Origin of the sequence: Trinickia dinghuensis (assembly GCF_003367175.1) — a bacterium.
Taxonomy (GTDB): Bacteria; Pseudomonadota; Gammaproteobacteria; order Burkholderiales; family Burkholderiaceae; genus Trinickia; species Trinickia dinghuensis.
Genome location: NZ_QRGA01000003.1, coordinates 542,787 through 567,282, shown reverse-complemented (window position 1 = coordinate 567,282; position 24,496 = coordinate 542,787). Strand labels below are relative to the sequence as shown.

At 65.5% G+C, this 24,496-nt stretch carries 24 protein-coding genes and 1 riboswitch; of the genes, 11 read left to right on the top strand and 13 right to left on the bottom strand.

Going from position 1 to position 24,496, the window contains the following annotated elements:
• Positions 1-88: 88 nt before the first annotated feature.
• From xerC to DWV00_RS06765, 4 genes are all read right to left on the bottom strand, one after another.
• A complete protein-coding gene (gene xerC, locus DWV00_RS06780; RefSeq protein ID WP_115532749.1) occupies positions 89-1,018 on the bottom strand; it encodes a tyrosine recombinase XerC in 930 nt (309 codons plus the stop codon).
• A 45-nt stretch (positions 1,019-1,063) separates the two neighbouring features.
• Positions 1,064-1,816 carry a DUF484 family protein gene (locus DWV00_RS06775; RefSeq protein ID WP_115532748.1) on the bottom strand — a complete coding sequence of 251 codons (753 nt, stop codon included), beginning with the start codon at positions 1,814-1,816 and terminating at the stop codon, positions 1,064-1,066.
• Between the two features lie 81 nt (positions 1,817-1,897).
• A complete protein-coding gene (gene dapF, locus DWV00_RS06770) occupies positions 1,898-2,764 on the bottom strand; it encodes a diaminopimelate epimerase (protein WP_115532747.1) in 867 nt (288 codons plus the stop codon).
• Positions 2,765-2,846: 82 nt separating this feature from the next.
• On the bottom strand, positions 2,847-3,734 hold the full coding sequence (locus DWV00_RS06765) for a lipid A biosynthesis lauroyl acyltransferase (protein WP_115532868.1): 888 nt from the start codon (positions 3,732-3,734) through the stop codon (positions 2,847-2,849).
• 290 nt (positions 3,735-4,024) lie between these two features.
• Here DWV00_RS06765 and metK point away from each other — a divergent pair, with 290 nt between their 5' ends.
• On the top strand, positions 4,025-5,212 hold the full coding sequence (gene metK, locus DWV00_RS06760) for a methionine adenosyltransferase (protein ID WP_115532746.1): 1,188 nt from the start codon (positions 4,025-4,027) through the stop codon (positions 5,210-5,212).
• A gap of 88 nt (positions 5,213-5,300) precedes the next feature.
• Here metK and DWV00_RS06755 read toward each other — a convergent pair whose 3' ends face one another.
• Positions 5,301-5,519: a hypothetical protein gene (locus DWV00_RS06755; protein ID WP_115532745.1), complete on the bottom strand. Its 219-nt coding sequence runs from the start codon at positions 5,517-5,519 to the stop codon at positions 5,301-5,303.
• Between the two features lie 102 nt (positions 5,520-5,621).
• A complete protein-coding gene (locus tag DWV00_RS06750; RefSeq protein ID WP_115532744.1) occupies positions 5,622-6,002 on the bottom strand; it encodes a hypothetical protein in 381 nt (126 codons plus the stop codon).
• A gap of 324 nt (positions 6,003-6,326) precedes the next feature.
• Between DWV00_RS06750 and DWV00_RS06745 the strand changes: the two genes are divergently transcribed.
• On the top strand, positions 6,327-7,088 hold the full coding sequence (locus DWV00_RS06745) for a phytanoyl-CoA dioxygenase family protein (protein ID WP_115532867.1): 762 nt from the start codon (positions 6,327-6,329) through the stop codon (positions 7,086-7,088).
• A gap of 39 nt (positions 7,089-7,127) precedes the next feature.
• Here the strand turns inward: DWV00_RS06745 and DWV00_RS06740 are convergent, their stop codons facing one another.
• Positions 7,128-7,334 carry a DUF3185 family protein gene (locus DWV00_RS06740; protein ID WP_115532743.1) on the bottom strand — a complete coding sequence of 69 codons (207 nt, stop codon included), beginning with the start codon at positions 7,332-7,334 and terminating at the stop codon, positions 7,128-7,130.
• A 143-nt stretch (positions 7,335-7,477) separates the two neighbouring features.
• On the opposite strand from DWV00_RS06740, the gene mgrA reads away from it, so the two are divergent.
• Positions 7,478-8,521 carry an L-glyceraldehyde 3-phosphate reductase gene (gene mgrA / locus DWV00_RS06735; RefSeq protein WP_115532742.1) on the top strand — a complete coding sequence of 348 codons (1,044 nt, stop codon included), beginning with the start codon at positions 7,478-7,480 and terminating at the stop codon, positions 8,519-8,521.
• Between the two features lie 55 nt (positions 8,522-8,576).
• Here mgrA and DWV00_RS06730 read toward each other — a convergent pair whose 3' ends face one another.
• Complete coding sequence (locus DWV00_RS06730; protein WP_115532866.1) at positions 8,577-8,762, bottom strand: hypothetical protein; 186 nt, start codon at positions 8,760-8,762, stop codon at positions 8,577-8,579.
• 89 nt (positions 8,763-8,851) lie between these two features.
• Positions 8,852-10,060 carry an MFS transporter gene (locus DWV00_RS06725; RefSeq protein ID WP_115532741.1) on the bottom strand — a complete coding sequence of 403 codons (1,209 nt, stop codon included), beginning with the start codon at positions 10,058-10,060 and terminating at the stop codon, positions 8,852-8,854.
• Between the two features lie 599 nt (positions 10,061-10,659).
• Between DWV00_RS06725 and DWV00_RS06720 the strand changes: the two genes are divergently transcribed.
• Complete coding sequence (locus DWV00_RS06720) at positions 10,660-10,875, top strand: hypothetical protein (RefSeq protein WP_115532740.1); 216 nt, start codon at positions 10,660-10,662, stop codon at positions 10,873-10,875.
• Between the two features lie 69 nt (positions 10,876-10,944).
• Positions 10,945-11,979, top strand: a complete 1,035-nt coding sequence (locus DWV00_RS06715) for a serine/threonine protein kinase (protein WP_115532865.1) — start codon at positions 10,945-10,947, stop codon at positions 11,977-11,979.
• A gap of 73 nt (positions 11,980-12,052) precedes the next feature.
• Here the strand turns inward: DWV00_RS06715 and DWV00_RS06710 are convergent, their stop codons facing one another.
• Together DWV00_RS06710 and DWV00_RS06705 are read right to left on the bottom strand one after the other, a co-directional pair.
• A complete protein-coding gene (locus DWV00_RS06710; RefSeq protein ID WP_115532739.1) occupies positions 12,053-13,471 on the bottom strand; it encodes a coniferyl aldehyde dehydrogenase in 1,419 nt (472 codons plus the stop codon).
• 44 nt (positions 13,472-13,515) lie between these two features.
• On the bottom strand, positions 13,516-15,222 hold the full coding sequence (locus tag DWV00_RS06705; RefSeq protein ID WP_115532738.1) for an isovaleryl-CoA dehydrogenase: 1,707 nt from the start codon (positions 15,220-15,222) through the stop codon (positions 13,516-13,518).
• A 309-nt stretch (positions 15,223-15,531) separates the two neighbouring features.
• Between DWV00_RS06705 and DWV00_RS06700 the strand changes: the two genes are divergently transcribed.
• Positions 15,532-17,208 carry a GMC family oxidoreductase gene (locus tag DWV00_RS06700; protein WP_115532737.1) on the top strand — a complete coding sequence of 559 codons (1,677 nt, stop codon included), beginning with the start codon at positions 15,532-15,534 and terminating at the stop codon, positions 17,206-17,208.
• Here the strand turns inward: DWV00_RS06700 and DWV00_RS06695 are convergent.
• Positions 17,157-18,110 (bottom strand): LysR family transcriptional regulator, encoded by a 954-nt coding sequence (locus DWV00_RS06695; protein WP_115532736.1) that lies wholly within the window; start codon positions 18,108-18,110, stop codon positions 17,157-17,159. The genes DWV00_RS06700 and DWV00_RS06695 overlap by 52 nt on opposite strands.
• A gap of 116 nt (positions 18,111-18,226) precedes the next feature.
• On the opposite strand from DWV00_RS06695, the gene DWV00_RS06690 reads away from it, so the two are divergent.
• The 5 genes from DWV00_RS06690 (at position 18,227) to metF (ending at position 22,532) form a co-directional block, all read left to right on the top strand.
• The gene (locus DWV00_RS06690; RefSeq protein WP_115532735.1) at positions 18,227-18,646 is read left to right on the top strand and encodes a CidA/LrgA family protein; all 420 of its coding nucleotides are present in this window, start codon (positions 18,227-18,229) and stop codon (positions 18,644-18,646) included.
• Between the two features lie 86 nt (positions 18,647-18,732).
• Complete coding sequence (locus DWV00_RS06685; protein ID WP_115532734.1) at positions 18,733-19,461, top strand: LrgB family protein; 729 nt, start codon at positions 18,733-18,735, stop codon at positions 19,459-19,461.
• A 69-nt stretch (positions 19,462-19,530) separates the two neighbouring features.
• Positions 19,531-19,647: riboswitch (S-adenosyl-L-homocysteine riboswitch) on the top strand.
• A gap of 35 nt (positions 19,648-19,682) precedes the next feature.
• Positions 19,683-21,101, top strand: a complete 1,419-nt coding sequence (gene ahcY, locus DWV00_RS06680; RefSeq protein WP_115532733.1) for an adenosylhomocysteinase — start codon at positions 19,683-19,685, stop codon at positions 21,099-21,101.
• A gap of 213 nt (positions 21,102-21,314) precedes the next feature.
• Entirely contained in the window at positions 21,315-21,668 is a 354-nt protein-coding gene (locus tag DWV00_RS06675) for a phage holin family protein (protein ID WP_115532732.1), read from the top strand.
• Positions 21,669-21,704: 36 nt separating this feature from the next.
• Positions 21,705-22,532, top strand: coding sequence for a methylenetetrahydrofolate reductase [NAD(P)H] (gene metF / locus DWV00_RS06670; protein ID WP_115532731.1), 828 nt, complete (start codon positions 21,705-21,707; stop codon positions 22,530-22,532).
• 134 nt (positions 22,533-22,666) lie between these two features.
• On the opposite strand, the gene ggt is transcribed toward metF, so the two are convergent.
• The gene (ggt, locus tag DWV00_RS06665; RefSeq protein ID WP_115532864.1) at positions 22,667-24,442 is read right to left on the bottom strand and encodes a gamma-glutamyltransferase; all 1,776 of its coding nucleotides are present in this window, start codon (positions 24,440-24,442) and stop codon (positions 22,667-22,669) included.
• Positions 24,443-24,496: the final 54 nt, after the last annotated feature.

The following is a 24,496-nucleotide window of genomic DNA, read 5'->3' as shown; positions in this document are numbered from 1 at the left end:
AAAAACGAGCAAAAACGAGCAAAAACGAGCAAAAACGAAATGGGGCGATACGTCGCCGGCACCGGCGGGCCTTGCGCGCGCTTGCGCCTCAATCGCGCTTTTTCGCGCGCGGGTGGGCCGTATCGTAGATTCGCGCGAGGTGCTGAAAATCGAGCGAGGTATAAATCTGCGTCGCGGCGACGCTGGCATGGCCGAGCAGTTCCTGCACCGCGCGCAGGTCGCCGCTCGATTGCAGCAGGTGCGTCGCGAACGAGTGGCGCAGCACGTGCGGGTGGACGTTGGCCGGTATGCCGGCCCGCAGCGCGGCGCGCTTGACGCGCTCGCGCACGACGTTCGGCGACATCCTCGCGCCGCGCACCGAGAGAAACAGCGGATGCGGGTCGGCCTTGACGAATTGGCCGCGCACGGCAAGCCACGCGCCGAGCGCCTCGATCGCCTTGCGGCCGACGGGCACCGTCCGCTGCCGCTTGCCCTTGCCGAGCACCGTCACTTCGGCCGCCGCCATATTAAGCCAACCGGCCGAGCGGTAGCCGTCGCCGTCGGCGAATGCGGCATCGAGCCCGACGAGTTCGGAAAGCCGCAGCCCCGACGAGTAGAACAGCTCGAGGATCGCCGAATCGCGCAGCCCCTCGGCCGTATCGGCCGAACTGCCGTCCATGAGGGCGGATGCGTCGTCGACGGACAGCGCCTTCGGCAGCCGCTTCGGCTGCTTCGGCGCCCGCACCGCCGCCACCGGGTTGGCCGGGAGTTCGGCGCGCTCGCCGAGCCACCGGTAGAACGCGCGCCAGGCCGACAGGCGATGCGCGATCGAGCGGGCCGACAGCCCGCCCGCATGGGCTCTGGCGACGGCTCCGCGCATGTCGACGGCCGAGAGCGTCGCGAGCGGCCGGCCGTCGGCCAGCCGCAGCAGCGTGTCGAGTTCGTGCGCATAGCTGCGCAGCGTGTGCTCGGACAGCCGCCGCGCATGAGCGAGACCGGCAAGGTACTGCGCGATCAGTTCGGAATCGGCGGCGGACACGAGCGGGGCTCTTCGTTCTTCGTTCGATGCGCGCGGGCGGCGGCCTTAGCGCGCGAGCAGCCGGCTCAGCGCCGCACTCGCGAGCGTGCCGATCTGCATCAGGAAATCGGTTGCCATGCCGTCGTGGAAACGGCGCGGATCGGGCGAGCCCATGACGAGCAAGCCGAACGCCGGTGCGGCCGGCGCAGCGGCTGCGATGTCCTGCGCGGCATCGGTGTTGCCCGCGCGCGGTTCGCGCAGCGCAAGCAGCACGACCGACTGAACGAGCGCGGCATCGCCCGCGCCTGCTTCGCCTCCGGCGTGGCTGGCGGCGGCGTCGCTCGAGGCCAGCCACTGCGCCGCTTCGAAGCCCGCGTTCGCGCCGCAATACGGTGCGTCGAGGCCGCTCGCGAACAGGCGCACCTCCTCGCCGACCTGGCGCGCGAACTCGGCATCGCGATAGGTGTCGGCGACATCCCACAGGCGCAGCGCGGCGCGCGGCACGTCGAACACCTCCATGAGGCCTTGCGCGACCGTGCGCGGCAGGGCGTGGGCATCGCGCTCGGCGATCACATGCGCCGTCCAGCGGTTGAATTTGGCGGCGATGCTGTCGTTCTCGTGCCCGTAGCGCAAGAGTTCCGCGAGGCGCCGCTCGAGCAGCTTGTTCTTTTCCCTGAGCATGTCCATCTGACGCTCTTGGAGCGAGACGGCGGCCTTACCGTGCGGGTTGGCGAGCCGGATCGCGGCCAGCAGCTCCGCGTGCTGCGAGAAGAACTCCGGATTGGCGAGCAGGTAGTCGGCGACTTCGCGATCGTTCATGGGTTTCGTGTCGGCAAAAGAGCAGGCAAGAGCGAATGGATAAGAGGCGGCAATCGCGCCGTGTCGGTATCGGTGTCGGTATCAATCGGCGAGTTCGATCTCGCCGTCGAACACGGTCGCGGCGGGTCCGGACATCATGAGTGCGGCGGCTTCGTCGCGCACGCCGTCCCAGGCGATCGTCAGCGTGCCGCCCAGCGCGTGCACGGTCACGGGCGAGTCGAGCAGCCCGCGGCGAATGCCGGCCGCGACCGCCGCGCAGGCGCCCGTGCCGCAGGCGAGCGTTTCACCCGCGCCGCGCTCGAACACGCGCAGCGCGATCTCGCGGCGCGAGCGCACCTGCATGAAGCCGGCGTTGACCCGCTGCGGGAAGCGCGCGTGATGCTCGATTTTCGGGCCGACGCTCGCGACGGGAAACGTGGCGACGTCGTCGACCACCTGCACGGCATGCGGATTGCCCATCGAGACGGCCGACACCCAATACGTGCCGCCGCCGATCTCCAGGGGCCAGAGCGTATCGGCGCCTTCGCGGCGGCCCGCGAGGCCGTGCGCGTCGAACGGCACGCGGGCGGGCTCGAACACGGGCGCGCCCATGTCGACGACCACTTCGCCGTTTTCCTGCAGCGTGAGCGTGATGAGGCCGCCGTGCACTTGCACGCGGACGCTGCGCTTATCGGTCAGCCCCGTATCGCGGACGAATTTGACGAAGCAGCGCGCGCCGTTGCCGCAATGTTCGACCTCGCCGCCGTCGCAATTGAAAATGCGGTATTTGAAATCCGCGCCATCGACGGTGGGCCGTTCGACGAGCAACAGCTGATCGGCGCCGATGCCGAAATGGCGATCGGCGAGCGCGCGCACTTGCTCGCTCGTCAGCGCGAGCGAGCGGCTGTAGCCGTCGAGCACGACGAAGTCGTTGCCCGCGCCGTGCATCTTGGTGAACTTGAGCTTCATAGTGCCGATATTGTAAGCGGTAAGGGGCGCCGCGGCAGGACTGCTCGAACGCTCGAATACTGCGGCGAGCCCGGCGCGCCGCTCAATCGTAGAGGCTCGGCATGCCGGGAGGGCGCGTCTTGAAGCGCTTGTGCACCCAGTAGTACTGCTCGGGGATGCGCGGGATCTGCTTTTCGAGGAATGCGTTCATGTAGCGGGCATCCGCATCGTCGTCGCCCGTCGGAAAGTTTTCCCAAGGTTTGAAGACTTTGAGCCGATATCCCTTGTAGTTGGGCAGCACCTCGCCGATGAACGGCAGCACCTGCGCCTTGCCGACCTGGGCGAAGCGGCCGACGGCCGTGAGCGTGCAGGTCGGGATCCCGAAGAACGGCACGAACGTCGAATTGCGCGCGCCGTAGTCCATGTCGGCGCCCAACATGACGGGCTTGCGCTCGCGCAGCCAGCGCAATACCACGCGCGCGCTGTCCGCGCGGCTCGCCATGTCGGCGCCGAAGCGGCCGCGCGCGTACTTGGCGATGTCGTCGAGTTCGGGGTTCGACATCGGCTGATAGAGCGCGGCGCATTGGCGTTGCAGCGCGACGTTGATGAAGACCGAGCCCGCTTCGATGCCGACGAAGTGAAAACCGAGCAGCAGCGTGGGCGGCATGTCGGGATCGGTCAGATCGACTTCGCTGTCGACCTGGACGAGCTTCGTGAGCTTTTCCAGAGAGCCGAACCACTGCACGCTGCGCTCGACGTAGCTGCGGATCGCATGACGAAAGTGCTTGCCGGCGATCTCCTCGCGCTTTTGATCGCTCCATTCCGGAAAGCACAGTTTCAGATTCGTATGAACGATGCGGCGGCGCTTGCTGGGGATTTGATAGAGCAGCCAGCCGAGGCCGTCGCCCAGGCGCGCGACGAAGCCGTACGGCAAGATCCCGAGAAGCTTGAGCACGCCGATGGCGCACTTCGTGCCGAGTCGCTTCAGCATGCGCGGGCCTCGGTCAGCGACGCGCAAGGCAGGTGCGGAGCCCGCGAGACGCATGCGCGCGGCGCGCAATGCGTCGAATAGAGGGGTGGAAGCACGGCAGTTCGCTCTGTGACATTCTCGAGAAGCCGTTATAATACGGGCTTCGCCGAGTTAATAGACAACTTGCGGGGCGAAGTCGCCGGGCGCCAGCAGCGTCCGGACGATATGGGAAATCCGCTAAAGCGTCGCCGCTTCAGGCTCCCGAAGCTGGCTACGTGAACTCAACACCGTAACCTCTAGGAGTCTGCAACGTGGCAAACGACTATCTCTTCACGTCCGAATCCGTTTCCGAAGGCCATCCCGACAAGGTCGCCGATCAAATCTCGGACGCCATTCTCGACGCCATCCTCACGCAGGACAAGTACTCGCGCGTTGCCGCCGAAACGCTCTGCAACACGGGTCTCGTCGTGCTGGCAGGCGAAATCACGACGACGGCCAACGTCGACTACATCCAGGTCGCGCGCGACACGATCAAGCGCATCGGCTACGACAACACCGATTACGGCATCGACTATCGCGGCTGCGCGGTGCTCGTCGCCTATGACAAGCAATCGCCCGACATCGCGCAAGGCGTGGACCGCGCGCACGACAACAACCTCGATCAAGGCGCGGGCGACCAAGGCTTGATGTTCGGTTATGCCTGCGACGAAACGCCGGAACTGATGCCGCTGCCGATCCACTTGTCGCACCGCTTGGTCGAGCGCCAAGCGTGCTTGCGCCGCGACGGCCGTCTGCCTTGGCTGCGTCCCGATGCGAAATCGCAGGTCACCGTTCGTTACGTCGACGGCAAGCCGCATTCGATCGACACCGTCGTGCTGTCGACGCAGCATGCTCCGGACATCGAGCTGTCCGCGCTGCGTGAAGCCGTCATCGAACAGGTCATCAAGCCGACTTTGCCGGCCGATCTCATCAAGGGCGACATCAAGTTCCTCGTCAATCCGACGGGCCGGTTCGTCATCGGCGGCCCGCAGGGCGATTGCGGCTTGACGGGCCGCAAGATCATCGTCGACACGTACGGCGGTGCGGCACCGCACGGCGGCGGCGCGTTCTCGGGCAAGGATCCGTCGAAGGTCGACCGCTCGGCCGCCTACGCGGGCCGTTACGTCGCGAAGAACATCGTGGCGGCGGGCCTGGCGTCGCGCTGCTTGATCCAAGTGTCGTACGCGATCGGCGTGGCGCAGCCCACTTCGGTGATGGTCAATACGTTCGGCACGGGCAAGGTGTCGGATGCGACGATCACGAAGCTCGTGCGCGAGCACTTCGATCTGCGTCCGAAGGGCATCATCCAAATGCTGGACCTGCTGCGACCTGTCTACGAGAAGACGGCGGCTTACGGCCACTTCGGCCGCGAAGAGCCCGAGTTCTCGTGGGAAGCGACCGACAAGGCGCTCGTGCTGGCCGAGGCGGCCGGCACGGAGCCGGTTGCGGAACTAGCGTAACGACCGTCTGCGCTCGATAGAGCGCGGAAGTGCAAAAACAAAACCCCTGCCGCGGCCGGGGTTTTGTTTTTTTGGCCGAGCCCGCCCCTCAATCCCAGCAGTTGCGGAAGGCAACCGCCGCGATGACGGGTACGCAGAGCACGAGCGGAATGGCGAAGTAGGGGACCTCGAGGTCGGTCGTCCAACTGTAGACGAGCCAGCCGATACCGGCCGCAAGCGTGCCGGCGCCGACCAGCGCGGTCAGCACGTTCAGCGTGCGCTTGGACGGCCCCTTGTGCGGCCGCGGTTCGGGGGTAGGCGTATTCATCGCAAATCCTGGCTCGTTGCGGCCAGGCCGATTCGGTAAAGGACCTTACGATTTTACGCTTGCCCCGCGCGGCCGGAGCATCCGTACGAGGCCGCAGCCACGTTAGCGGGCCGCGAACGCGAACCAGCCCGCGCTGGCCGAAAGACGGCGCGGCCGACGGCTGCCGACGGTGGCGGTGGATCCCTGGGTGCTCTCCGTCCCCAAGCGGCGCACCGTCGCGCGGCGCAGCAGCCGTCGCAGGAGCACGCGGCGCGCACGCGTTCCGCGCGTGCCGGTGCGCAGCGCGGAAAGCACGGCGCGCAGCCACGCCCGGAACGATCCGCCCGTGTGCTCGGCGCGGACGGGCATCGCTTCGCGCCGCGACAGCGCGTCGGCGCGCGCGGCATGGTGCCGCAGCGCGCGCATGGAGGTACGGCGGCCAAGGCGGGCCGGGCTGAGCGTCATACGCGTTTGGCTATGACGAGAGGCAAGACGTTTTTGCATGGCAACGGGAATACGGTGAGCTGTCTCACGACGAATGCGAGACCGCCGCGTGTGCGCAAGGAGCATGCCACGCGCGAGTCGAGCAGCGCGGGCCGTCAACTGCGGCGAGGGCGAAATCGGGGAATGCGGCGACGGCGCGCGGCATCGGGCGGGGCCGCGGGCAGCCGGGAGTGACGATCGACATGCGATGCAGGCTACACGCGAAACGTGACATGTGTAAGTCGTGCGGACCCTTGCACGCGATCGGTGCCGCGACGCACTCCTCGCGGGCGCTTTAAAATGAAGCGTTTCCGCCCCGTGCGGCCCTTCAGCAAGGAAGGTTTCATGTCAGCGCAATCGAAAAAAGAACAAGTGCAGGAGCTGCGCGAGCGCGGCTTCGTCGTCGTGAAAGGGCTCGTATCGAGCGAGCGGTGCGCGGCGATCAAGGCTGTTGCGGTGCGGCAATTGCACGAGGCGGCGCAGCCGGTCGAGTTCGAAGCCGATTTGCGTTATCCCGGTGCGCCCGATTCCAAGCATGCCCCCGGGGGACACACGGTGCGGCGCTTGCTGGACGCCTACACGCGCGATGTCCTGTTTCACGAGTGGGCCACGGCGCCGGAAATCAAAGGCTGGATGGAGCTTTATTTCGGGGAATCGCCGCGGCTTTCGCGCGCGCATCACAATTGCATGATGACGAAGCATCCGGCGTACGGCAGCTTGACGGGCTGGCACCGCGATGCGCGCTACTGGTCGTTCGGGCGCGACGACCTCGTTTCGACGTGGCTCGCGCTCGGCAAGGAGACGGTGGGCAACGGCGCGCTTTGGCTCGTGCCCGGGTCGCACATGATGACGTTCACGTCGGAGCAGTTCGACGCGCAGAAGTTTTTCCGCGCCGATCTCCCCGAGAACGAAGCGTTGATCCGCACGGCCGTATCGCCGGAACTCGATCCCGGCGATGTCGTCTTCTTCCATTGCAACACGCTGCACTCGGCGGGCCAAAACGTCACCGGCGACGTCAAGTTCTCGCTCGTGTACACCTACCACGGCGCGAGCAATGAGCCGCTGCCGGGCACGCGGTCGGCGTTGAAGCCCGAAGTATCGATCTGACGCGTGGCGCCGGCGGCGCCGCGTTCGCCGGGAGGGCGGTCAACGTCTGCCGGAGGGCATCGTCAGTCCGATGAGCCCGGCGAGCGTCGCGACGACGCCGCCCGCGATCAGCCAAATCGTCTTGTTGGTGGGCGCGCCCGTGAAAACGCGCGATACGTCGTTGGCAAGCGAATGGAACGATTGGCCGCCGAAGTACAGCAGCACGACGCCACCCGCGATCAACGCCAAGGAAATCGCTTTGATCATGGATTCTCTTATCGATGGTTTGAAAGCCGTAAGCAGGCGGCAGTGTAAGAACTTTGTCGCGTGCGTGTCCATCGGTTCGCACCCCCCGTCGCCGCGCGGCAGCGCCGTCGACACACTCTTCCACGTACACATCGAGGACTCTCATGGCCTATGAAGCCGCATCCGCCCGCTACTCGGACATGCAATTCCGCACCTGCGGCCGCTCGGGGCTGAAGCTGCCCGCGCTGTCGCTGGGCTTGTGGCACAACTTCGGCGATACGACGCCGCTCTCGACGCAGCGCGATATTTTGCGCACGGCGTTCGATCTCGGCATTACCCACTTCGATCTGGCCAACAACTACGGGCCGCCGTACGGCAGCGCCGAAACGAATTTCGGCCGCTTGTTCAAGGATGACCTCCGTCCCTACCGCGACGAGTTGCTGATTTCGTCGAAGGCGGGCTGGGACATGTGGCCGGGGCCGTACGGCCAAGGCGGCGGCTCGCGCAAATACGTGCTAGCGAGCCTCGATCAGAGCTTGCAGCGCATGGGGCTCGATTATGTCGACATCTTCTATTCGCACCGGTTCGATGCCGATACGCCGCTCGAGGAGACGGCCGGCGCGCTCGCTACCGCGGTGCAGCAAGGCAAAGCCCTCTACGTCGGGATCTCGTCATACTCGGCCGCGAAAACACGCGAGATGGCCGCGCTGCTGCGCGAGCACAAGGTTCCGCTGCTCATCCATCAGCCCTCGTACAACATGCTGAACCGGTGGATCGAAAGCGAGTTGCTCGGCGCGCTCGAGGAGGAGGGCACCGGCTGCATCGCCTTTACGCCGCTGGCGCAGGGGCTGTTGACTTCGAAGTATCTGAACGGCGTGCCGGAAGATGCCCGCGTCAACAAGCCCGGCGGCGGCTCACTGAAGCAAGACCATTTGAGCCGCGAGAACATCGAGCACGTGCGAAAGCTCAACGAGATCGCGAAGCGGCGCGGGCAAAGCCTCGCGCAGATGGCGCTCGCTTGGGTGCTGCGCGACGCTCGCGTGACTTCGGCGCTGATCGGCGCGAGCCGTCCCGAGCAAGTGCGCGAAAACGTGGGGGCGCTCGCGAACCTCGCGTTCTCGAGCGATGAGATCGCCGAGATCGATCGCCATGCGACCGAGGGCGGCATCAACCTGTGGGAAAAGCCGTCGACCGATCAGCGCATCTGAACCGAAGCGCGACTGGAAATACGGCCCTGTGTTCGTCGATAGGCTCCGTGCGGCGCTATATCAGCACCGGCAGTCCTTCGACGAGCACGACGGCGAATACGACGCCGAGCATCGCTCCTATCACACGCAGGACGTTGTGCACGAGCCGCGAATGCGCCGGGCACGCGCCGAGGAACAACGCGCCGGCGAGCGCCATCGGAATGACTAGGATGAAGTCGCTGATGGTGAAGTAAGTCGACATGCTCGTCTCCTCCCTGTTTTTGCTGCGCTGCAGTGCTGCAAACACGCACACGCATTGATCCGAGTATAGGAGACGGAGCGCGATTTGCGTTATGTGGTACCGGCGCGTTCGCGCGCGCTGAGCCAGACGGCGATGACGACGCCCGCAACGAGCAGCGCGCCGACGAGCGCGGTCACGCCGTTCCAGCCGTAGGTGCCGAAGCATCGCCCCCCGTACCAGCCGACGAGGCTCGAGCCGAGGTAGTACGCGAGCAGATACAAGGCCGCGGCCTGCCCTTTCGCGCGCTCGGCGAGGCGCCCCACCCAGCCGCTCGCCACCGCGTGCCCCGAGAAAAAGCCGAAGGTCACGCAGGCGATGCCGGCCACGATGGCCGCGATCGCGCCGAGCTGCGTGAGCGCGACTCCCGCGAGCATCAGAACCAGGCTCGCTATCAAGACGCGTGCGCGGCCGAACAGGTCGGCCATGCGCCCGGAAAACGGCGAAGCGACGACGCCGGCCAGATACACGACGAAAATCGCTCCGATCTGTGCTTGGCTCAGGTCGTAGGGCGGTGCGAGCAGCCGGTAGCCGACATAGTTGTAGAGCGTCACGAAACTGCCCATCAGCACGAACGCCATTGCAAATAGCGCTCTCAGCCGGGGCTCGGCGAGATGCGCCGCGAGTGCCTGCCGATGGTGAGCGAGGGGCAGGCCACGCCGCGGGACGAAGTGCCGCGACGGCGGCAGCAAGGCGCGGAACGCGAACATCGACGCCAACCCGAGCACGCCGATCACGGCGATCGAGATGCGCCAAGTGAACAGATCGGCCAGCCCGCCGGCGATGACGCGGCCGGCCATGCCCCCGATCGCCGTACCGCCGACGTAAAGCCCCATTGCCAGGCCGAGTCCGTCGGGATGCACTTCCTCGGCGAGGTAAGCCATTGCCACGGCAGGCACACCGCCGAGCGCCGCGCCTTCGAGCGCGCGCAGCACGAGCAGCTGCGACCAATGGGGGACGGCCGCGACGGCGAGCGTCAGCAGCGACGATACGGTCAGCGAAGCCGTCATGAGTCCGTGCCGGCTCAGGCCCTCCGATACGAAGCCGGCCGCGAAGATCGCGAAGGCGAGCACGGCGGTCGTGAGGGAGATGGCGAGCGAGCTTTGCGCGGGCGTCGTGCCGAACGTGGAGGAAAACGCCGGCAGGAGCGGCTGCACGCAGTAAAGCAGCGAGAACGTCGCATAACCGGCAAAGAGTAGGGCCAGACTCGCTCGCCAGTAAGCGCGCGAGCCGCGTTCGAGAAACGGTGCGGTTGCCGGCACATTACTCCCGGGGCGGGGCCGGGGTTGCTACCGCGCCGGGCGCCGGTTGCGGCGCGGCGGGTTGCGCCGAGCGATACGCCGTCGTGGCTGTGGGTTTGACGTCGTCTAGACCATGGTTTGCGCACGCCCCCAGTGCGACGGTGAAGCCGACGGCGAGAAGTCGCCGCGCGCGGCGGGCAGACCGCGTGCCGTGTTGCGAAAGCTTGTTCATCATTCGTTCTCCTGTCGGCGCCCGGCGCAGGCACAGGGCGCCTGCGCGCTTGCTCGCCGGTGCGCAAGCGGTGTGCCCTGCGGGAGCCGTCGGCGAGATGGGTTGCGCGGCCGCGCGCGGATCGACTGTATCGGGCACGGCGCGTTATGCTTGGACTATACCGCCTGGTCCGAGTAACGTAATGCGGGGCGCAGGCGTTCAGACACCGTTTTACAGGGGCAGGCAGGCGCGATCGAGCGTTTCGAGGGTTCTTATAATTTAAATGGTCAGCTTTTTGTAAGGACGATTGCGAGAAATGACGGTCAATCGGCCGTTACATTCGGCTTTCCTCGATGGCCGGTTGCGTGAACAATCTAGTCATCGTTTAATGCCCTGAAGGGGAGACATCATGCAAGTGGGTTCGATCGTCAGATCGGTGCATATGGCCGTGCCGTCGGGTGCGCGCGGAATCGTCATGCGCGTGCTCGGCGATATGGCGATGGTCGTCTGGTTCGCCGGCGAGCCTGGCGCGTCGCTGCAATTGAATACCGAGCCGTTCTTCCTCGAAGATCTGATCGACACGGGCGAACTCGTTGCACGCCCTGCCGGTTCGCTGGTCCATTGACGTTGGGTTTTCTCGGGCTGCCGAAGTAGACGTACGCCGGGCCGCGTGCCGATGCGGCACAATGCCGGCATGAACGAGCCTTTCTCCGATTCCTCAGATGTGCCCGGCCTAGCTGCCGCGCATCCTTTCACCCGGCTCACGCCGGAATGCGTGCTCGACGCGATCGACAGCGTGCTGGCCCCAACCGGCGTGCGCACCGACGGGCGTCTGCTGCCGCTCAACAGCTACGAAAACCGCGTTTATCAGGTCGGTGTCGAAGACGGGCCCCCTGTCGTCGCGAAGTTTTATCGGCCGCAGCGCTGGTCCGACGAAGCGATTCTCGAGGAGCATGCGTTCGTCGCCGAACTTGCGCGGGCAGAGGTTCCCGCCGTTCCGGCACGAGAGATCGACGCGCGCACGCTGCATGCGTTCGGCGGTTTCCGGTTTGCGATTTTCGACAGGCGTGGCGGACGCGCGCCCGATCTCGATCGGCGCGACACGCTCGAGTGGATGGGGCGCTTTATCGGCCGCATTCATGCGCTCGGCAAGCGACAGCCGTATGCCGCGCGGCCCACGCTCGATATCGCGGCGTTCGGCTACGAGCCGCGCGAATTTCTGCTGTCGCACGCATTCGTGCCGCCCGAGTTGCGCGCGCCGTATGAGGCGGCGGCGGCATTGGCGCTCGAAGGCGTCGAGCGCGCTTTCGATGCGGCGGGCGAGGTAGCCCATTTGCGGCTTCACGGCGATTGCCATGCGAGCAACGTACTGTGGACCGATGCCGGCCCGCACTTCGTCGATTTCGACGACAGCCGCATGGGGCCCGCCATTCAGGATCTGTGGCTGCTGCTGCCGGGCGGGCGAGCGGAGGCGTCGAGCGCGCTGTCCGATCTGCTCGCGGGCTATGAGGACTTCTGCGAATTCGAGCCGCGCGAGCTGCATTTGATCGAAGCGCTGCGCACACTGCGCTTGATGCATTACACGGCGTGGCTCGCTCGGCGTTGGGACGATCCGGCGTTCCCGGCCGCATTTCCGTGGTTCAACACGCAGCGGTACTGGGAAGAGCGCGTGCTCGAGTTGCGCGAGCAGATCGGCGCGATGCAGGAAGGGCCTTTATGGCCGGTGTGACGTGAGTGCCGCTGCGCCTCGCCGCACCCTTTTCGTCATATCGCCTCGTCTCTTTGGGGCCTTGCTTCGTTGCTCAGAGCTTGAACATCAGACGCATCAGCGCGTGAAAGCGCCGTCCGTACGGCGGCAGCAGCAGCGAGCGCGCGTTGATGCGCGGCTGCATGAGCACGGGTTTCATCTTCGAAAAGGTCGTGAAGCCGTCGTACCCATGGTAGGCGCCGATGCCGCTCGCCCCCACGCCTCCGAACGGCAGCCCCTCGCACGCGATGTGCAATAGCGTCTCGTTGACCGCGACGCCGCCCGAGACCGTCTCGCGCAGCACGCGTTCGACGGTTCCGCGCGCTTCATCGAACAAGTAGAGCGCGAGCGGCCGCGGCCTGGCGTTGACGTAGCGCAGCGCATCGTCGAGCGTGTCGTACGGCACGAGCGGCAGCAGCGGCCCGAAAATCTCCTCTTGCATCAATGCGCTCGTATCGGGCGCGTTCGTCACGACGCACGGCGGAAACTGCCTGCGCGCGGCGTCAGGAGAGGCGTCGGTCAGCGGATGGAGGGACGCGCCCGCCTGAAGCGCTTCGTCGGCGAGGTTGCGCATGCGATCGAAGTGGCGCGCGGAGATCAGCGTCGTGTAGTCGGGGTTGCGCGCGAAGTCGGGATAAAGGCGCGCCACGCGCGAACGCGCTCGTTCGACGAATGCTTGCTCCATGCCGCGCGGCACGAGCACGTAGTCGGGGGCGATGCAGGTTTGGCCGGCATTGAGCGTCTTGCCGGCAACGATGCGGTCGACCGCGGCATCGAAGCGCGCGTGAGGCCCGATGATCGCGGGCGACTTGCCGCCCAGCTCGAGGGTGACCGGCGTGAGATTGGCCGCCGCGGCCCGCATCACCTCGCGCCCGACCGCGGTCGAGCCGGTGAAGATCAGATGGTCGAGCGGCAGCGCGCAGAAGGCGGCGCCGACCGATGCATCGCCTGTGACGACGGCCACCTGTTCGCGTGCGAACGTGCGCTCGATCAGTTGCCGCACGAGTTCCGCCGTGCGCGGCGTGTACTCCGACATCTTGATCAACGCGCGGTTGCCGGCCGCGAGCGCGCCGATCAGCGGGCCGACGGCGAGCAGGATCGGATAGTTCCATGGCGCCACGATGCCGACGACGCCGAGCGGTTGAGGGATCACCTTGGCCGTGGCCGGCCTGAGCCAAACGCCCGTCGCGCGCCGTTGCGGCTTCATCCAGCGCTTGCCGTGCTTGAGCGCCGAATCGATCTCGCTCTTGACGAGCCAAAGCTCGGAGAGCATGAGTTCGGCTTTCGAGCGCTGGCCGAAATCGGCGTCCAGCGCTTGGGCGAGCGCATCTTCGTTGTCCAGCAACATCGTGCGCAGTGCTTTCAGATGTGCGGCTCGCGTTTCCCATGACGGGTACGGCTCACGTGCGTGGGCTTCGCGCTGCAATTGCAGCAACGCCTCTAGTGTCGTCGCGCTGGGCAAGTCGTTCTTCATCTGCGGTTGTCTCCTTTCGCTGGCGGCCCGGCCGCCGCCGGTTTTCAGGCGTTGAACGCGTGCGCGATGAGGGCGCCGTGATCGAACGTGGCGGGCACGGTGCCGTAGACGCGTCCGCACGAGCCTCCCGTGCTCGACGTCGCGAGGCGGGTCGCGATGAATGCCTGCGCGTGATCGTTTAGTCCCGCGCGTAACAGCAAGACCGCCTGCGCGCACAGCACGAGTTGCTGAGCAAGCGCGCGTGCGCCGGCTTCGCGTTCTTCGGGCGGTGCGGCGAGCGATGCCTGGAGTGCGTCGAGCGCTGCGACGAGGGCGGGCGAGCCCTGCGCATCGGCCCGCCATTCGGCAAGTAGCGCGTGCGCACCTTGCGTATCGCGTTCGAGCGCGCGCAGCACGTCGAGACACATGACGTTGCCCGAGCCTTCCCAGATCGAATTGACGGGGGCTTCGCGATAAAAGCGCGCCATCGGTCCTTCTTCGACGTAACCGTTGCCGCCCCACACCTCCATCGCCTCGCCGGTAAATTCGAGCGCGCGCTTGCAGACCCAAAACTTGGCCGCGGGCGTGACGATGCGTCGCCAGGCGCGTTCGGCATCGCTCTCCGCGGTGCCGGTGCGTCCGGCGGCGAGATGCGCATCGAACGCGCGCGCCAGCCGCATGAACAGCACCGTGGCCGCCTCGGTTTCCAGCGCAAGATCGGCCAGCACGTTGCGCATCAGCGGCTGATCGACGAGCTTGCGCGAGAACGCGACGCGGTGGCGCGCATGATGAATCGCTTGAACCAGGGCCGCGCGCATGAGCGCCGCGCTGCCGATCACGCAATCGAGCCGCGTGTAGTTCGCCATCTCGATGATCGTCGGCACGCCGCGCCCTTCGTCGCCGATCATGATGCCGTAGGCACCGGCGAATTCCACCTCGCTGCTCGCGTTCGAGCGATTGCCGAGCTTGTCCTTCAGACGCTGGACGCGGATCGCGTTGCGTGTGCCGTCGGGTGTGTAGCGCGGCACGTAAAAGCACGAGATCGGCGCATCGGTGCCCGTTCGCGCGAGCACGAGATGTGCGTCGCACTGCGGCGCCGAGAAGAACCATTTATGACCGACGAGCCGATACTCGGCGCCGCGCCCCGACGCCGCACCGAGCGCGGACGCACGCGTCTGATTCGTACGCACGTCGGAGCCGCCTTGTTTTTCCGTCATGCCCATGCCCACCATCATCGAGCGTTTGCGCGCGAGCGGCGCATCGCTCGGATCGTGCTCGCGCGAGAAAAGCTTCTCGGCGAGCTGGGCGAACAGCATGTGCTCGCGCTGCAGCACCGGGATGCTGGCGAACGTCATCGTCAGCGGACACAGCGAGCCGGATTCGAGCTGCGCATGCAGGAAATAGCCCGCGCAGCGCGCGGCCATCGCGCCCGAACGAGGTGTGTCGAACGGCAGCGCGTGCAGCCCTTCGTGCCTCAGCAGCGCGAGCAGCCTATGCCAGCTCGGGTGAAACTCGAGCGTATCGATCCGCTCGCCGCGCGGGCTGAATGTGAAGAGTTCAGGCTCGTGGCGGTTCGCCGCGCCGGCGAGTGCGATGACCTCGGGTTTGCCGAGCATGGCGCCGTCGAGCGCCAGCGACGGCGCATGCCATGCCGCGCCTTCGCGTTCGACAGCGGCGCGCAACGTCGGATCGCACTCGTAGAGGTTGTAGTGCTCGAGTGGCGGGACTTGATTCGTGATTTCGTGCGTCGCCGGCGGGGCTTGCGGTTCCATATGCGTGTCTCCAGTCGGGTCCCATGCGCGGGCTTTCGGCGGCGATGCGTTCGACATTCGGCGCACAAGCCGCGAGCGGTCTGGGGAAGGGGGATGCGTCGGCGTTCGAACCGCATGCGGAAAGGGTGGCACGTGCATGCGCGTCTGGCTCAATAATAGGTTCGCGCAGTGCCCTTGTTTAGAGGAATCGCTCTGCGATGGGCGTTCCGCATGCCTCGCCGCGCTCCCTACAATGCGCGAAAAACATCGGAATGCGGGCCGGCGCGCCTACGCCGCACGGTGCTGAACATGGGAGAGAGGGAGGGGCGGATGCAATACGATTACATCATCGTCGGCGCAGGCTCCGGCGGCTGCGCGCTCGCGGGACGGCTCGCGCGGCAATGTCCCGATGCGACGATCGCATTGATCGAGGCGGGCCCACACACGGCGCGCAATTGGCTCGTCAATACGCCGCTCGGCCTCGCCGCGCTCGTGCCGTTCAAACTAAAGACGAATTACGGCTATCTCACGGCGCCGCAGCCCGGCCTCGCCGGCCGCCGCGGCTACCAGCCGCGCGGACGCGGCCTCGGCGGTTCGAGCGCGATCAACGCGATGATCTACACGCGCGGCCATCCGCTCGATTACGACGAATGGGCAAGTCTAGGCTGCACCGGGTGGGGCTGGTCCGAGGTGTTGCCGTACTTTCGCCGCGCAGAAGACAACGCGCGCGGAGAGAACGAATGGCACGGCGTGGGCGGGCCGCTCGCGGTGTCCGACTTGCGCTTCCGCAATCCGTTCTCGACGCGCTTTGTCGCCGCGGCGATCGAAGCGGGCTATCGCGCGAACGACGATTTCAACGGCGCCGATCAAGAAGGCGTCGGCTTCTATCAGGTGACGCAGCGCGATGGACGGCGCTGCAGCGTCGCCCGTGCGTATCTGTATGACCCGAGCGCCTCATCGTCTGGTGCGGGTTCGCTTGCGAACGTCGATACGATCGTCGGCGCTTGCGTGCTGCGTGTGCTGTTCGACGGCGCACGCCGAGCCACCGGCGTCGAGATCATGCGCGAGGGTCGCATCGAAACGCTGACCGCGCGCGCTGAAGTGATCCTCGCGGCCGGTGCGTTCGGCTCGCCGCAGTTGCTGATGTGCTCCGGTATCGGCCCGAGCGAGACGTTGCGCGCGCTTGGCGTGCCGCTCGTGCACGAAGCGCCGGACGTAGGCCGCAATCTCGTCGATCACGTCGATTTCACATTGAACGTGCGCGTCTCCAGCACGGAGCCGGTCGGCTACTCGCTGCGCGGCTTCGCGAAGATGATCGCGCAATTGCCGGCCTTCTTGCGGCGCGGCGAGGGGATGTGGTCGAGCAACGTCGCCGAGGCCGGCGGTTTCATCAAGACCGATGCGTTGCTCGATCGTCCTGACCTGCAGCTGCACTTTTGCGCGGCGCTCGTCGACGATCACAGCCGGCGTCTACATTGGGGGCACGGCTACTCGGTCCATGTCTGCGTGCTGCGGCCCAGGAGCCGCGGGACTGTCACCCTCGCGAGCGCCGACGCACGCGTGGCGCCCCGAATCGATCCGCGTTTCCTTGCGGATCCGTCCGATGCCGAGACGCTGCTCGCCGGCGTGCGCGTCGCGCTGCGCATCGTCGCTTCGCCGGCGCTGGCCGAGCAAGGGGGGCGCCTGCTCTACGTTCCGCCGCACGCGACCGACGCCGAACTGCGCGAGGCGATCGCGCGCCATGCCGATACGATCTATCACCCGGTCGGCACGTGCCGCATGGGCAGCGATGCGCACGCCGTCGTCGATCCGATGCTCTGTGTGCGGGGCGTCACAGGCCTGCGCGTCGTCGATGCTTCGGTGATGCCGACGCTGATCGGCGGCAATACGAACGCGCCGGCCGTCATGATCGCCGAGCGCGCCGCGGATTTCATCGCGCAGGCGCGCGGTGGGGCTCAATCGTCCTTGTCTTTGGGCGTTTCGCCCGCATTGTCCGCGCGCGTGTAGACGAAATCGTCGTCACCCGGCTGGCCCGGCAGCGTTTCGCGTGCGACATCGAGCCACGCGCGCGCGGCATGCGAGAGATACCCGCTTTTGCGCCAGGCGATGGCCATCTCCCAGCGGATCTCGGGTTCGACCACGGGCCGGCAGGTGAACTGCGTGGGATCGAGCCGCCGGCAGTACGGCGCGGGCAGCAGCGCGATGCCGACCCCGGCGCGCACGAGCGCGGCCATGAAATCCCAATGGCTGCTGCGCGAGACGATCTGCGGCGCGAAGCCCGCGTCGCTGCACGCGCGCGTGACGACATCGTTGAGCGCCAAGCTCTCGCCGTAATAGACGAACGGCTCGGCGGCGAGATCGGGCAGGCGCACTTCGCGCGCGGCGTCGAAGCGCGAGCCGTGGGGCGCGACGACCCACAGCAGCTGCAGCGACATCGGCAGCACGTCGAACACCTGCTCGTCGACGGGCAGCAGCACGCCGCCGAATTCGAGTTCCCCCGCCAGCAGCGCCGCCTCGATGGCGCGGGATCCCTGCTCGAACAACTTCAGTTCGATCTTCGGATAGCGGCGGCGGAACGCGGCGATGATGGGCGTGAACAGCGAGCCGCCCATCGGCGGAATGCCGATCGTCAGGGCGCCTCGGCCGAGCGTGCCGACGTCGTCGAGTTCGGCCTGCAATTGCGCATAGGCCGCCAGCACGTCCTGCCCGCGCTGAAAGACGATGCGTCCCTCGTCGGTCAGCACCATCTGGCGGCCTTCGCGCAGCAGCAGCGGCGCGCCGATCTCTTCCTCCAGCGCCTTGACCATCTTGCTGATGGTGGGCTGCGTGACGAACATGCGCTCGGCCGCGAGCGTGAAACTCTGCTGCCGGACGACCTCGGCGAAATAGCGCAGCGCGCGTAGCTCCATGACGGTCCTCGATTGCGATTGTTCCAAATTGGAATGCAAGCGATAAGTTTAAGTCATTTTATTTATGGAGTGTGTGCTTATACAATTTCTTCGTGGAGTCAATAGGGGGTTTTGCCATGACGAAGAAATCGATCGAGAGCCTGACCGGCGTGGCCCGGATCGTGGCGCAGAGCGCGCTGTTGGCCGCTGTATGGTTCGTTGCCGATTTCGCCTCGCGGCATCTGGATCTGCCGATCCCCGGCAGCGTAGTGGGCCTGGGGGTGTTGCTCGTCGCCCTGCTCACGGGCGGCATCAGGCCGCGCTGGGTCAAGGCCGGCGCCGACTGGCTGCTGTCCGAGCTGCTCCTGTTCTTCGTTCCGGCGGCTGTCGCGGTCGTGCAATACGGCGGCCTGTTCAAGTCCGACGGGTGGCGCCTCGCGCTCGTCGTCATCTGCGGGACGTTGACGGTCTTGGTGGCCGTCGCGTTCACCGTCGATCAGGCGGTGCGTCTCGAGCGCCGGCTCGCGCTGCGCCGTGCGCACGTGGCGGCGGCGTGAAGCGCGGATAGCACGCAGCACGCAACGCCGTGAAATTGAAAAGTTGAACCGTCGAAAGACTGCAAAACGATACCGGGGAATACGTCATGTCGGTTTCATCGATCCTGTCCTGGCCCGTTGCCGAGGCCCGGCCGCAATGGGTGGCCGCGGCGTGCTTCGTGTTGACGATCGCCTTTTACGCGTTGGGCAAGCGCCTGTATGCCCGCTTCAAGCAGCCGTGGCTCACGCCGCTCGTGATCGTCCCCGCGATGCTCGCCGTGGTGGTGCTCGCGATGCGCATTCCCTACTCGGTCTACTTCGCCGATACCCGCTGGCTCATGTGGCTGCTGGGCCCGGCCACGGTGGCGTTCGCCGTGCCGATCTACGAATACCGCGACTTGATGCGGCGCCATTGGATCTCGCTCGCGGCCGGCGTGACGGTGGGGATCGTCGTGGCGGTCAGCGGATCGTTCGCCCTCGCGAAGCTGCTGCATCTCGCACCGGATGTCGCGCGCAGTCTCATGACGCGCTCCGTGTCGACGCCGTTCGCGCTCGCGGTGTCCGATCAGATTCACGCGCCGAAGCAGTTGACGGCGCTGTTCGTGATCGCGACGGGCATCTGCGGGATGCTGCTCGGCGAACTCGTGCTGCTTGTCCTGCCGCTGCGCAGCCGCCTGGCTCGCGGTGTCATGTTCGGCGCGGCCGCGCACGGCGTGGGCACCGCGAAGGCGCGTGAACTCGGCAGCGAGGAAGGTGTCATCGCGAGCCTGACGATGATGATCGCCGGCGTCGTCATGGTGCTGCTCGCACCGCTGCTCGGCGCGACGCTGGGCTAGGAAACACCCGCGTCGCGGCACGGTCTTTGCCGCAATGGCGTGATGATTATTGATGCTACAATGCCAGCCACTTCCGAGGAGCGTTGCGACGGGGCCACCCGCCAGGCTCGGAATTCAATCGGACGGTATGCCGTTAGCGCGTTAGCTGCGCGGGCGTGCCGCTCCATCGAACGGCGCTCACGTCTATTTTTTCTAGAACTCATTTAGAAAAGGAGGGCGTGATGAACGCCGCAGTTATCGATTCGAAAAATCAAGATTTCATCGTTGCCGACCTGTCGCTCGCCGATTGGGGCCGCAAGGAATTGACGATCGCCGAGACCGAAATGCCCGGTCTCATGCAAATCCGCGAAGAATACAAAGCCGCTCAGCCGCTGAAGGGTGCGCGCATCGCCGGTTCGCTGCACATGACGATCCAAACGGGCGTGCTGATCGAGACGCTCAAGGCGCTGGGCGCCGACGTGCGCTGGGCATCGTGCAACATCTTCTCCACGCAGGACCATGCCGCGGCCGCCATCGCGAAGAGCGGCACGCCCGTGTTCGCGTTCAAGGGCGAATCGCTCGACGAGTACTGGGAGTATTCGCACCGCATCTTCGAATGGCCGAACGGCGAGTTCGCGAACATGATCCTCGACGACGGCGGCGATGCGACGCTGCTGCTGATCCTCGGCTCGAAGGCCGAGAAGTATCGTTCGGTCATCGGCAAGCCGACTAACGAGGAAGAAGTCGCGCTGTTCAAGTCGATCGAGCGCCATCTCGAGATCGATGGCTCCTGGTACTCGAAGCGCCTCTCGCAGATCAAGGGCGTGACCGAAGAAACGACGACGGGCGTGCATCGCCTCTATCAGATGGAAAAGGACGGCCGCCTGCCGTTCCCGGCCATCAACGTCAACGATTCCGTCACGAAGTCGAAGTTCGACAACCTCTACGGCTGCCGCGAATCGCTCGTCGACGGCATCAAGCGCGCGACCGACGTCATGATCGCGGGCAAGATCGCCGTCGTGGCTGGCTACGGCGACGTGGGCAAGGGCTGCGCACAATCGCTGCGCGGGCTCGGTGCGACGGTGTGGGTCACGGAAATCGATCCGATCTGCGCGCTGCAGGCCGCGATGGAAGGCTACCGCGTCGTGACGATGGACTACGCGGCCGACAAGGCCGATATTTTCGTGACGGCCACGGGCAACTACCACGTGATCGGTCACGATCATATGAAGGCGATGCGCCACAACGCGATCGTCTGCAACATCGGCCACTTCGATTCGGAAATCGACGTCGCTTCGACGCGCCAATACACGTGGGAAAACATCAAGCCGCAGGTCGATCACATCATCTTCCCGGACGGCAAGCGTGTGATTCTGCTGGCCGAAGGGCGTCTCGTGAACCTCGGCTGCGCGACGGGCCACCCGTCGTTCGTGATGTCGAACTCGTTCGCCAACCAGACGCTCGCGCAAATCGAGCTGTTCACGCGCGGCGGCCAGTACGAGAACAAGGTATATGTGCTGCCGAAGCATCTCGACGAGAAGGTCGCACGACTGCACCTGGCCCGTATCGGGGTCAACCTGACCGTGCTGTCGGATGCGCAGGCGAACTACATCGGCGTCGAGAAGAACGGCCCGTTCAAGCCGAACCACTATCGTTATTGATCGCGTGAGCCGGCCGGGACGTCTCGCTCGACATGAGTGCGAGGCGCGCCCGCCACCGGCAGAGGCGGGTAACGGTATCGAGGCGGTGCCGCCGGTGCGCGGCGCCGCCTTCGTTCAATGCAATACCGAGCCGCGCGGCATCGCGCCGCGACTCGAAGCCGTCTTGCCGTCAACCGTCCGAGAACATTCGACCAAACGCCGAAGGAACCCGCTATGACCGTGCTGCTGACTTGGGTGATCAATGCGCTCGCGCTGCTGATCATCACGTATCTCGTGCCGTCGATCCACATTCGCAGCTTCGGCACGGCACTCATCGTCGCGCTCGTGCTCGGGCTCATCAATGCCTTGCTGCGGCCGGTGTTGATCGTGCTCACGCTGCCGGTCACGATCGTCACGCTCGGGTTCTTCATTCTCGTCGTCAACGCCTTGTGCTTCTGGCTCGCGGCGTCGCTGTTGAAGGGCTTCGAGGTGTCGGGGTTTTGGTCGGCGTTCTTCGGTTCGATCTTGTACAGCATCGTGTCGTGGCTGTTGTCGGCACTGATCTTCGGCAATCGCAGCCTCGGCTGATCGCGGCTCGGATAACACCGGATCAAGAAGCGGATCATGAATCCCATCGAAATCTCTTTCGAATTTTTTCCGCCTAAGACGCCCGACGGCGTCGAGAAGCTGCGCGCGACGCGCGCGCAATTGGCGCCGCTCAAGCCCAAGTTCGTCTCGGTCACCTTCGGCGCGGGCGGATCGACTCAGCAGGGCACGCTCGATACCGTGCTCGACATGGCCAAGGACGGTATCGAAGCCGCGCCTCATCTGTCGTGCATCGGCTCGTCGAAGGAAAGCCTGCGTGCGATTCTCGAGCGCTATCGCTCGAACGGCATCCGCCATATCGTCGCGTTGCGCGGCGATTTGCCTTCGGGCATGGGCGAGGTGGGCGAACTGCGCTATGCGTCCGAACTGGTCGCTTTCATCCGTGCCGAGCACGGCGACTGGTTCCGCATCGAAGTGGCCGCGTATCCCGAGTATCACCCGCAGGCGCGCTCGCCGCGCCACGATCTCGAGAACTTCGCGCGCAAGGTCAAAGCGGGCGCGGATGCCGCGATCACGCAGTATTTCTATAACGCCGACGCGTATTTGCGCTTCGTCGACGAAGCTCGCAAGCTCGGCGTCGATGTGCCGATCGTGCCGGGCATCATGCCGATCACGAACTATTCGCAACTCATGCGATTTTCGGAGATGTGCGGGGCGGAAGTGCCGCGCTGGGTGGCCAAGCGGCTGGAAAGCTTCGGCGACGACCGGGAAGCGATTCGCGCTTTCGGGCTCGACGTCGTGACGCAGCTATGCGAACGGCTTGTGAAGGAAGGCGCGCCGGGGCTGCATTTCTATACGCTCAATGCCGCTACGGCGACCAAGGCGATTTGCGAGCGGTTGGCGTAAGGCCAGCGCGTCGCCACGGTAACTGAAGTCGCCGCCGGCTTTGTTCCGTCGTTACTTTGTTCGTTAGGACTGCCGACGTTCGCAATAGCGATTGCGAATCGTCGGCAGTCCTGATCATCGGTCTCTACCAGCGCTTAATACCCTAGCGCTTCCCCTGCCGGACGCCGCTCGTCGTTCGCGCCGTAGAAATACCCGACGCGCACCTTGCCCCCCACCGACGAATCGTTCCCCGAGCTTTGCGAAGCGTCCGCGGCAAGACCGGGGAGTCCCACTTCGATCAGCTCAGCCGCGCCCCACGGCGTTTGCTGGACCATCTTGTAGCCTTCGCTCTTGAGAATCTTCAGCGTATCGGCCGAGATCCCGTACGGCTCGTAGTAGACGACATCAGGCAGCCACTGCTCGTGAATCCGCGCGGCATCGACCGCTTCCTGCGGCTCCATGCCGTAGTCGATGATGTCGATCGCCGTCTCGAGCGTCGTCGTGATGATGCGCGAGCCGCCCGGCGAGCCGATCACGAGGAACACCTTGCCGTCCTTCGTCACGATCGTCGGCGCCATCGACGACAGCGGGCGCTTGCCCGGTGCGATTGCATTGTTCGGGCCTTGCACGAGACCGAACATGTTTTGCGCGCCGACCTTCGACGTGAAGTCGTCCATCTCGTCGTTCAGGAAGAAGCCCGTGCCCGGCGTCATGACGACGGCGCCGAAGCGGCCGTTGACCGTGTAGGTCGTCGAAACGGCATTGCCTTGCTTGTCGACGATCGAATAATGCGTCGTCTCCTTCTTTTCGGGCAGCGATGCGGCGTCGGCCAGGTCCATCGACGGCGTGGCTTTGTCGGCCGGGATCGAGGCGCGAATCTGCGCCGCGTATGACGGGCTGAGCAGTTGGTCGAGCGGGTTCTTCACGAATGCCGGATCGCCGAGCTTCGTGTTGCGATCGGCGTAGGCATGACGCATCGCCTCGGCCATGTAGTGCACCGCTTCGGCCGAATGCCAGCCGTAGCTCTTCAGATCGTAGCCTGCCAACGTGTTCAGAATCTCGCACATCGTCGTGCCGCCCGAACTCGGGGGCGGCGCCGAGATGAACGTGTAGCCGTGATAGTCGCAGGTCACGGGCGTCATTTCGGTGGCGCGATAATTCGAGAAATCGGCGGCCGTCAGCAGGCCGCCGTTTTCTTTCGATGCCGCTTCGATTTCTTGCGGAATCTTGCCCTTGTAGAACGCGTCGGGGCCGCGCTTCGAAATGGCTTCGAGCGTATTGGCCAAGTCCTTCTGCACGAGGCGATCGCCGGGCTGCAGCGGCGTGCCGTCCTTGCGCAGGAAGATGCGGGCGATGCCCGGGTCTTGCGCGAAGCGCTTGACGGTCGTGTCGAGGATGTCGGTATCGGCACGCGTCAGCACGAAGCCGTCGCGCGCGAGCTTGATCGCCGGCGCCATCACTTGTTCGCGCGTGAGCTTGCCGTACTTGCGCTCGGCGAGGTCCATCCCCATCACCGTGCCCGGCACGCCTACCGCACCGTAGCCAAACAAGCTCGCGCCTTTCTTGATGTTGCCCTGCGCATCGAGGTACATGTTCGCGGTGGCGGCGGCTGGCGCCGTTTCGCGGAAGTTGATGAAGGTGTCGCGGCCGTCGGCGAGGTGGATCGTCATGAAGCCGCCCCCGCCGATGTTGCCGCAGCACGGATTGACCACCGCCTGCGCATAGCCGACTGCCACGGCCGCGTCGATCGCGTTGCCGCCCATCTTCAGGATGTCGACGCCGACTTGCGAGGCGAGATGCTGCGAGGTGACGACCATGCCGTCGCGCGCCTCGACGGCAGGGCGCGAGGCGGCCATGGCGCCGACGGCGAGCGTGCTCGTTGCGATGAACGCCGCGGTCAGCGCGGCAACGAGGGGGGTGTCTTTCTTCATCTTCATCTTCATCTTCATCGTGTCTGTTCGCTGTGAGAGGTTTGTTATCGGTTC